Here is a 9,686-nt window from a genome sequence, read left to right on the forward strand (position 1 = left end):
GCGGGAAAAATATCATGCCGATCTACGCCTATCGATGCGAAGCGTGCGGTTTCGCGAAGGACGTGCTCCAGAAGATGAGCGACGCGCCGCTGACGCAATGTCCTGAATGCGGGAAGGATGCTTTTCGCAAACAGGTGACCGCCGCCGGTTTCCAGCTGAAGGGCTCGGGGTGGTATGTCACCGATTTCCGCGGCGGCTCGGGCGGCGCCAGCGCACCGGCGACGGCGTCGGGCGACGCGGCGCCGGCAGCACCCGCGGCGGAAGCCGCACCCGCCGCGGCCGCGCCGGCTGCGGCGAGCAGTTCGGGCAGCACCACGACGACGAGCGCCGCGCCGGCTCCGGCCGCGACGCCCGCCGCCGGCAGTTGACCGTCGCGGCCCGGCCGGGTCGCGACCCACTCGCGCCGCAGGCGCGGTTCATTGACGGCAGATGATGAAAAAGACGACCCTGAAAACGGTGTTCCTGACCGGCTTGCTGGTTCTCGTCCCGCTCGCGATCACGCTGTGGGTGCTCGGCCTCATCATCGGCACGATGGACCAGACGCTGCTCCTGCTGCCCGAATCGTGGCAGCCCGAGCGGATGCTCGGCTTCCACCTGCCGGTATCGGCGCGGTGCTGACGCTCGCGTTCATCTTCGTCGTCGGGCTGGCCACGCAGAACTTCATCGGCCAGAAGCTCGTCACGTGGTGGAACGCGGTGGTACGCCACATCCCGGTCGTCGGGCCGATCTACACGAGCGTCAAGCAGGTATCGGACACGCTGCTGTCGAGCAGCGGCAACGCGTTCCGCAAGGCGCTGCTGATCGAATACCCGCGCCGCGGCTCGTATACGATCGCGTTTCTGACCGGCACGCCCGGCGGCGACGTGGTCAACCATCTGACGGAAGAGTACGTGAGCGTGTACGTGCCCACGACGCCGAACCCGACGTCGGGTTTCTTCCTGATGCTGCCGAAGAGCGAAGTCATCGAACTCGACATGTCGGTCGATGCCGCGCTCAAGTACATCGTCTCGATGGGCGTCGTGGCGCCTTCGGCGCCTGCTCCGGCGCCCGCCCGCCGTCCCGTCGAGCCGCCGCTGTAAGTAAAGAATCATCGCCCGGGCCGCGCGTTGCGGCGCCCGTTGATCAAACCGAACGAAAGCAAACATCATGTCGATGCGTACTGAATACTGCGGTCTCGTGACCGAACACCTGCTGGGCCAAACCGTGTCGCTGTGCGGCTGGGTGCAGCGCCGCCGCGATCACGGCGGTGTGATCTTCATCGACCTGCGCGATCGTGAAGGCCTCGTGCAGGTGGTGTGCGACCCGGATCGCGCGGAGATGTTCGCGACCGCCGAAGGCGTGCGCAACGAGTTCTGCGTGCAGATCAAGGGCCTCGTGCGCAACCGTCCGGACGGCACGGTCAACGCCGGCCTGAAGAGCGGCAGGATCGAAGTGCTGTGCCACGAACTGAACGTGCTGAACGCGTCGGTCACGCCGCCGTTCCAGCTCGACGACGACAACCTGTCGGAAACGACGCGTCTCACGCACCGCGTGCTCGACCTGCGTCGCCCGCAGATGCAGCACAACCTGCGCCTGCGCTACCGCGTCGCGATCGAGGCGCGCAAGTACCTCGACGAGCAGGGCTTCATCGACATCGAGACGCCGATGCTGACGAAGAGCACGCCGGAAGGCGCGCGCGACTACCTCGTGCCGTCGCGCGTGAACGCCGGCCAGTTCTTCGCGCTACCGCAGTCGCCGCAGCTGTTCAAGCAGCTGCTGATGGTCGCGAACTTCGACCGTTACTACCAGATCACCAAGTGCTTCCGCGACGAGGATCTCCGCGCGGACCGTCAGCCGGAATTCACGCAGATCGACTGCGAGACGTCGTTCCTCGGCGAGCAGGAAATCCGTGACCTGTTCGAGGACATGATCCGTCACATCTTCAAGACGACGATCGACGTCGAGCTCGACGCGAAATTCCCGGTGATGCCGTACTCGGAAGCGATGGCGCGTTTCGGTTCGGACAAGCCGGACCTGCGCGTGCAGCTCGAATTCACCGAGCTGACCGACGCGATGAAGGACGTCGACTTCAAGGTGTTCAGCACGCCGGCCAACGCGAAGGACGGCCGGGTCGCGGCGCTGCGCGTGCCGAAGGGCGGCGAGCTGTCGCGCGGCGACATCGACGGCTACACGGAATTCGTGCGGATCTACGGCGCGAAGGGCCTCGCGTGGATCAAGGTCAACGAGAAGGCGAAGGGCCGCGACGGCCTGCAAAGCCCGATCGTCAAGAACCTGCACGACGCGTCGATCGCGGCGATCCTCGAGCGCACCGGCGCCGAAGACGGCGACATCATCTTCTTCGCGGCCGACCGCGCGAAGGTCGTCAACGACAGCCTTGGCGCGCTGCGCCTGAAGATCGGCCATTCGGAATTCGGCAAGGCGAACGGTCTGGTCCAGGCCGGCTGGAAGCCGCTGTGGGTCGTCGACTTCCCGATGTTCGAATACGACGACGAAGATGCGCGCTACGTCGCAGCACACCATCCGTTTACGAGCCCGAAGGACGAGCACCTCGAGTATCTCGAGACCGACCCGGGCCGTTGCCTCGCGAAGGCCTACGACATGGTGCTGAACGGCTGGGAAATCGGCGGCGGCTCGGTGCGTATCCACCGCGAGGAAGTGCAGAGCAAGGTGTTCCGCGCGCTGAAGATCGGTGCGGAAGAAGCGCAACTGAAGTTCGGCTTCCTGCTGGACGCGCTGCAGTACGGCGCGCCGCCGCACGGCGGTATCGCATTCGGTCTCGACCGCATCGTCACGATGATGGCCGGTGCCGATTCGATCCGCGACGTGATCGCGTTCCCGAAGACGCAGCGTGCGCAGGATCTGCTCACGCAGGCGCCGAGCCCGGTCGACGAGCGTCAGCTGCGCGAGCTGCACATCCGTCTGCGTCAGCCGGAGCAGCCGAAGGCGTAACGCGCTTTCGCCCCCGGTCGTGTGTGCGGTCACGCACGCACGGCACCCTGAAAAAGGCGCAGTGATGCGCCTTTTTCATTTTTTGCGGTACAGTCGCAGCACTTGCCGCACGTTCGGGCGCAGGCCCGGCGCACGGCCCTGTGCCGCATGAAACAAAGATGACGAAGCCGCCGAAAATCCCCGAATCCGTTCTCGTCGTGATCTACACGCCCGACCTCGATGTGCTCGTGATCAAGCGTGCCGACCAGCCCGATTTCTGGCAATCGGTCACCGGCTCGAAGGACACGCTCGACGAGCCGCTCGCGCTCACCGCCGCGCGTGAAGTGGCCGAGGAAACCGGCATCGCGGTCGGCACGCCGGACGTGCCGGCCAGCGCGCTCGTCGACTGGCATCACCGGATCGAGTACACGATCTATCCGCAATACCTGCATCGCTATGCGCCGGGCGTCACGCGCAACGTCGAGCACTGGTTCGGCCTGTGCGTGCCGCATCGCGTCGACGTGACGCTGTCGCCGCGCGAGCATGTCGACCATGCGTGGCTGCCGTTCCGCGAGGCGGCCGCGCGCTGCTTCTCGCCATCGAACGCCGAGGCGATCCTGCAATTGCCCGCACGCGTGGCCCTCGCGCGTGCGCCGCACGGCTCGTCCGCATGAATGCGGAGACCCGCAAGCGCTTCGCGCAATTGCGGCAGATGTTCCTGCAGGAGCGCGGCTCCGCGTCGCGGCTCGCGTTTACGGCCGGCAACACGGTGCGGCTGTGCGAAACCGGCGGCGAATTCTTCCACGCGCTGATCGAGCGGATCGACGCCGCCCGCGAGCAGGTGATGCTCGAAACCTACATCTTCTGCGACGACGCGGCCGGCCGCCCGGTGTCGGACGCGCTGATCCGCGCGGCGCAGCGCGGCGTGCGCGTGCGGGTGATCACCGACGGCATCGGCACCGCGCGCCTGCCGCTGTTCGACACATGGGGCGAAGCCGGCGTCGAGCACTGCATCTACAATCGCTTCCTGTTCGGCCGCTTCGGCTTCTCGCGCACGCACCGCAAGCTTGCGGTGATCGATCAGACGACCGCGTTCTGCGGCGGCATCAACATCGTCGACGACTACACGCAGGGCAGCGCGACGCTGCCGTTTCCGCGCTGGGATTTCGCGGTCGAGATGGCCGGGCCCGCGGTGTCCGACGTGCGCGCCGCGTTCGAGCTGCAGTGGCACCGGATCCAGTTCGGCCACAAGCCGTATGCGCAGTACGCGGCCGGGCTGCACGGCGGCGAAGCGTTCCCCGACATGTTCCGGCGCTGGATGCGCAGCCATCGATGGATCAAGGCCGGCGCGCTGCGGGTCGTGACGGAGCCGAGCGTCGCGTTCGTCGCGCGCGACAACGTCGTGAACCGCCGCGCGATCGAGAAGGCCTATCTCGCGGCGATCGGCCAGGCGCGCCAGCGCATCCTGCTCGCGAATCCGTATTTCATGCCGGGCCGCAAGCTGCGCCGCGCGCTGACGGGCGCGGCACGGCGCGGCGTCGACGTGCAGGTGCTGATCGGCCGCAAGGAGTTCACGGCGCTCGATACGGCCGTGCCGTTCCTGTATCACTCGCTGTTGCGCGCGGGCGTGCGCGTGGCCGAATACGACAAGACGATCCTGCACGGCAAGGTCGCCGTGATCGACGACAACTGGGCGACGGTCGGCTCGTCGAATCTGGACGCGCTGAGCCTGATGCTGAACAATGAAGCGAACGTCGTGCTGGTGCGCTACGATGCAGTGACGAATCAGTTGCGCGACGCGATCGCCACCGCGTTCGCCGAAGGGCGGGAGATCGACGCCGCGCACTATGCCGCCCGCCCGCGCATCGAACGGCTGCTGAACTGGCTGGCGTACACCACGTACCGCCTCGTGATGAAGGCGCTGACGGTCGGCGGTTACGACTGACGCCGACTAAGTATTCGCTTCAAAAATCTGTCCGCACGTTCGTGCGGAAAAGCCGCTCCGGTCCCGCCGGAATCGCGCAAAATAGCGGCTCGGTTAGACACCGGTTTCTAATAATTTCCTTGTTTCGCGAGCGGCCGCACTCAATAATAGTACGGCCGTTCGATTTTATTCGAACCCCCGAACGGTTACAGAAATAGCTATGCGAAAAGGCGAACAGACGCGTGCCGCGATACTTGAAGCTGCTTTGGACCTTGCCAGCCGTGACGGGCTGGAGGGGCTGACGATCGGCCTGCTGGCCGAGCGCATGCAGATGAGCAAGAGCGGCGTGTTCGCGCACTTCGGATCGCGCGAGGACCTGCAGGTCGAGGTCGTCCGCGAGTACCACCATCGTTTCGAGAACGAGGTGTTCTTTCCGAGCCTGCGCGAGTCGCGCGGTCTGCCGCGTCTTCGGGCGATGCTGGCGCGCTGGATCGAGAAGCGCATCCAGGAGGTGACGACCGGGTGCATCTACATCAGCGGCGCAGTGGAGTACGACGACCGGCCGGACAGCCCCGTGCGCGAGCAGTTGATCGCGAGCGTGACCGCCTGGCGTGCCGCGTTGCTGCGCGCCATTTCGCAGGCGATGGAAGAGGGGCATCTGCGTGCGGATACGGATCCGGAACTGATGCTCTTCGAGTTGTACAGCTTCACGCTCGGCCTGCATCACGACGCACGCTTCCTGCATTCGCCGGACGCCGTGCGCCTCACGTGGGCCGCGCTGGAAAAGACGATTGTTTCGTATCAGAGCGAGAGCCGTTAGCGGCGCGTGACCCGCCCGCCAGGAGCTCGAGCCGTTTTGCCCACCTTTGGAGAGAGTCATGGGACAGTACGCCGCGCCGCTGCGCGACATGCAATTCGTGTTGCACGAGCTTCTGAACGTCGAAGCCGAAGTCAAGCAAATGCCCAAGCATGCGGACCTCGACGCCGACACGATCAACCAGGTCCTCGAGGAAGCGGGCAAGTTCTGCTCCGAGGTACTGTTCCCGCTGAACCAGGTCGGTGACCGCGAAGGCTGCACGTATGAAGGCGACGGCGTCGTGAAGACCCCGACCGGCTTCAAGGAAGCCTACCAGCAGTACGTCGAGGCCGGCTGGCCGGCGCTCGGCTGCGATCCGGACTACGGCGGCCAGGGCCTGCCCGCGTTCGTGAACAACGCACTCTACGAAATGCTGAACTCGGCGAACCAGGCGTGGACGATGTATCCGGGCCTGTCGCACGGCGCGTACGAATGCCTGCACGCGCACGGCGCGCCGGAACTGCAGCAGCAATACCTGCCGAAGCTGGTGTCGGGCGAATGGACGGGCACGATGTGCCTGACCGAGCCGCACTGCGGCACCGACCTCGGCATCCTGCGCACCAAGGCCGAACCGAACGGCGACGGCTCGTACTCGATCAGCGGCACGAAGATCTTCATCTCGAGCGGCGAGCACGACATGTCGAAGAACATCATCCACCTCGTGCTCGCGCGCCTGCCGGACGCGCCGCAAGGCACGAAGGGGATCTCGCTGTTCATCGTGCCGAAGTTCATTCCGGACGCCGCGGGCGAGCCGGGCGAGCGCAACGGCATCAAGTGCGGCTCGATCGAGCACAAGATGGGCATCCACGGCAACTCGACGTGCGTGATGAACCTCGACGGCGCGAAGGGCTGGATGGTCGGCGAGCCGAACAAGGGCTTGAACGCGATGTTCGTGATGATGAATGCCGCACGCCTCGGCGTCGGCATGCAGGGTCTCGGCCTCACGGAAGTCGCATACCAGAACTCGCTGACGTACGCGAAGGAACGCCTGCAGATGCGCTCGCTGACGGGCCCGAAGGCGCCGGACAAGCCGGCCGACCCGATCATCGTGCATCCGGACGTGCGCCGCATGCTGCTCACGCAGAAGGCCTACGCCGAAGGCGCGCGCGCATTCACGTACTGGTCCGCGCTGCAGATCGACAAGGAGCTGTCGCACGCCGACGAAGCGGTGCGCAAGGAAGCGGCCGACCTCGTCGCGCTGCTCACGCCGATCATCAAGGCGTTCCTGACCGACAACGCGTTCGAGTCGACCAACCACGCGATGCAGATCTACGGCGGCCATGGCTTCATCTCCGAGTGGGGCATGGAGCAGTACGTGCGCGACGCGCGGATCAACATGATCTACGAAGGCACGAACTCGATCCAGTCGCTCGACCTGCTGGGCCGCAAGGTGCTCGGCGACATGGGCGCGAAGCTGAAGAAGTTCGGCAAGCTTGTCACCGAATTCGCGGAAGCCGAAGGCGTGAAGCCGGAGATGGCCGAGTTCATCAACCCGCTCGCCGACATCGGTGAAAAGGTGCAGAAGCTGACGATGGAAATCGGCATGAAGGCGATGCAGAACCCGGACGAAGTCGGCGCGGCCGCCGTGCCGTACCTGCGTACCGTCGGCCACCTGGTGTTCTCGTACTTCTGGGCGCGCATGGCGCGCCTCGCCCTCGACAAGGAAGCGTCGGGCGATCCGTTCTACAAGTCGAAGCTCGCCACCGCCCGCTTCTACTTCGCGCGTCTGCTGCCCGAAACGGCATCGACGATCCGTGCCGCGCGCGCCGGTTCGAAGACGCTGATGGAAGTCGACGAATCGCTGTTCTGACGCGAGTCCGGGCGGTGCGCGCCGCGTGCCGCGCCGCCCGAACGCAACGATTCCTGGTACTCACTTCGCCGTGCAGCCCTCACATTCCGCGCTGCACGACACTATCCGGAGACATCCCGTGAGCAATTTCCTGATTCGCAAGGTCGCCGTGCTGGGCGCCGGCGTGATGGGCGCGCAGATCGCCGCGCATCTCGTCAACGCGCGCGTGCCGGTGCTGCTGTTCGACCTGCCGGCCAAGGAAGGCCCGAAAAACGCGATTGCGCTGAAGGCGATCGAAAACCTGAAGAAGCTGTCGCCCGCGCCGTTCGGCGTGAAGGACGATGCGAAGTACCTCGAGGCGGCGAACTACGAAGACGACATCGCGAAGCTCGCCGAATGCGACGTCGTGATCGAAGCGATCGCCGAGCGGATGGACTGGAAACACGACCTGTACAAGAAGGTCGCGCCGCACATCGCGCCGAACGCGATCTTCGCGACCAACACGTCGGGCCTGTCGATCACGAAGCTGTCCGAAGGTTTCTCGGACGAGTTGAAGGCGCGCTTCTGCGGCGTGCACTTCTTCAACCCGCCGCGCTACATGCACCTCGTCGAGCTGATCCCGACCGCGCATACGCGTCCGGAAATCCTCGACCAGCTCGAAACCTTCCTGACGAGCGTCGTCGGCAAGGGCGTCGTGCGCGCGAAGGACACGCCGAACTTCATCGCGAACCGCGTCGGCATCTTCTCGATCCTCGCGGTGATCACCGAGGCCGCGAAGTTCGGCCTGCGCTTCGACGAAGTCGACGATCTGACCGGCAGCCGCCTCGGCCGCGCGAAGTCGGCGACGTTCCGCACCGCGGACGTGGTCGGCCTCGACACGATGGCGCACGTGATCAAGACGATGCAGGACAACCTCGCCGACGATCCGTTCTTCCCGGTCTACCAGACGCCCGCCGTGCTCGCCGAACTGGTGAAGCAGGGCGCGCTCGGCCAGAAGACGGGCGGCGGGTTCTACAAGAAGGAAGGCAAGGCGATCAAGGTACTCGACGCGAAGACGGGCAGCTACGTCGATTCGGGCGCGAAGGCGGACGAAACGGTCGGCCGCATCCTGAAGCGCCCGCCGGCGGAACGCCTGAAGCTGCTGCGCGAGACGGATCATCCGCACGCGCAGTTCCTGTGGTCGATCTTCCGCGACGTGTTCCACTACATCGGCGTGCATCTCGAGTCGATCGCCGACAACGCGCGCGACGTCGACCTCGCGATCCGCTGGGGCTTCGGCTGGAACGAAGGCCCGTTCGAAGGCTGGCAGGCGGCCGGCTGGAAGCAGGTCGCCGAGTGGGTGCAGGAAGACATCGCGGCCGGCAAGGCGCTCGCGAACGTGCCGCTGCCGTCGTGGGTGCTCGAGGGCCCGGTCGCCGAGCAGGGCGGCGTGCACACGGCCGAAGGCTCGTGGGCACCGGCATCGAAGCGCTTCGTGCCGCGTTCGGACCTGGCCGTGTACCGCAAGCAGGTGTTCCGCGCGCCGCTGCTGGGCGAAGCGGGCGCCGATCCGAAGACGTACGGCAAGACGCTGTTCGAAACCGACGCGGTGCGCGCGTGGGTCGACGATCGTGCCGGTGAAGACGACGTCGTGATCGTGTCGTTCAAGTCGAAGATGAACACGATCGGACCGAGCGTGATCGACGGCCTCGTGCAGGCGATCGAGCTCGCGGAGAAGGACTACAAGGGCGTGGTGATCTGGCAGCCGACGTCGCTGAAGCTCGGCACGCCGGGCGGCCCGTTCTCGGCCGGCGCGAACCTCGAGGAGGCGATGCCCGCGTTCATGATGGGCGGCGCGAAGGGCATCGAGCCGTTCGTGAAGAAGTTCCAGGAAGGCATGCTGCGCGTGAAGTACGCGAACGTGCCGGTCGTGGCAGCCGTGTCGGGCATCGCGCTCGGCGGCGGGTGCGAGCTGATGCTGCACAGCGCGAAGCGCGTCGTGCACGTCGAGAGCTACATCGGCCTCGTCGAAGTGGGCGTCGGCCTCGTGCCGGCCGGCGGCGGCCTGAAGGAAGCGGCGCTGCGCGCGGCGGACGCCGCGACGGCCGCGAACGCGACCACCGACATCCTGAAGTTCGTCACGAAGTCGTTCGAGAACGCGGCGATGGCGAAGGTGTCGGCGTCCGCGCACGACGCACGGGCGATGGGCT

7 protein-coding genes and 1 pseudogene are annotated in these 9,686 nt (G+C 65.9%); all 8 read left to right on the forward strand.

The features are described from left to right. The first annotated feature begins 14 nt into the window (after positions 1-14). Positions 15-368, forward strand: coding sequence for an FmdB family zinc ribbon protein (locus JMF90_RS10825; protein WP_011546185.1), 354 nt, complete (start codon positions 15-17; stop codon positions 366-368). Positions 369-429: 61 nt separating this feature from the next. Further along, positions 430-1,079 (forward strand): annotated as a pseudogene (locus JMF90_RS10830) (DUF502 domain-containing protein). A 67-nt stretch (positions 1,080-1,146) separates the two neighbouring features. Then, complete coding sequence (gene aspS / locus JMF90_RS10835) at positions 1,147-2,949, forward strand: aspartate--tRNA ligase (RefSeq protein WP_011546184.1); 1,803 nt, start codon at positions 1,147-1,149, stop codon at positions 2,947-2,949. A 158-nt stretch (positions 2,950-3,107) separates the two neighbouring features. Beyond that, positions 3,108-3,602, forward strand: a complete 495-nt coding sequence (nudB, locus tag JMF90_RS10840) for a dihydroneopterin triphosphate diphosphatase (RefSeq protein WP_011546183.1) — start codon at positions 3,108-3,110, stop codon at positions 3,600-3,602. Continuing rightward, the gene (clsB, locus tag JMF90_RS10845) at positions 3,599-4,873 is read left to right on the forward strand and encodes a cardiolipin synthase ClsB (protein ID WP_011546182.1); all 1,275 of its coding nucleotides are present in this window, start codon (positions 3,599-3,601) and stop codon (positions 4,871-4,873) included. Before nudB ends, clsB begins: the two co-directional genes overlap by 4 nt. 199 nt (positions 4,874-5,072) lie before the next feature. Then, positions 5,073-5,672: a TetR/AcrR family transcriptional regulator gene (locus tag JMF90_RS10850; protein WP_006477846.1), complete on the forward strand. Its 600-nt coding sequence runs from the start codon at positions 5,073-5,075 to the stop codon at positions 5,670-5,672. A 58-nt stretch (positions 5,673-5,730) separates the two neighbouring features. Next, positions 5,731-7,518, forward strand: a complete 1,788-nt coding sequence (locus JMF90_RS10855) for an acyl-CoA dehydrogenase C-terminal domain-containing protein (RefSeq protein ID WP_006485746.1) — start codon at positions 5,731-5,733, stop codon at positions 7,516-7,518. 118 nt (positions 7,519-7,636) lie between these two features. Further along, positions 7,637-9,686: 3-hydroxyacyl-CoA dehydrogenase/enoyl-CoA hydratase family protein (locus JMF90_RS10860; protein ID WP_201325099.1), on the forward strand; the 2,050-nt coding region annotated here is incomplete at its 3' end.

Origin of the sequence: Burkholderia sp. E168m23, from assembly GCF_016586125.1 — a bacterium.
Lineage (GTDB): Bacteria > Pseudomonadota > Gammaproteobacteria > Burkholderiales > Burkholderiaceae > Burkholderia > Burkholderia orbicola.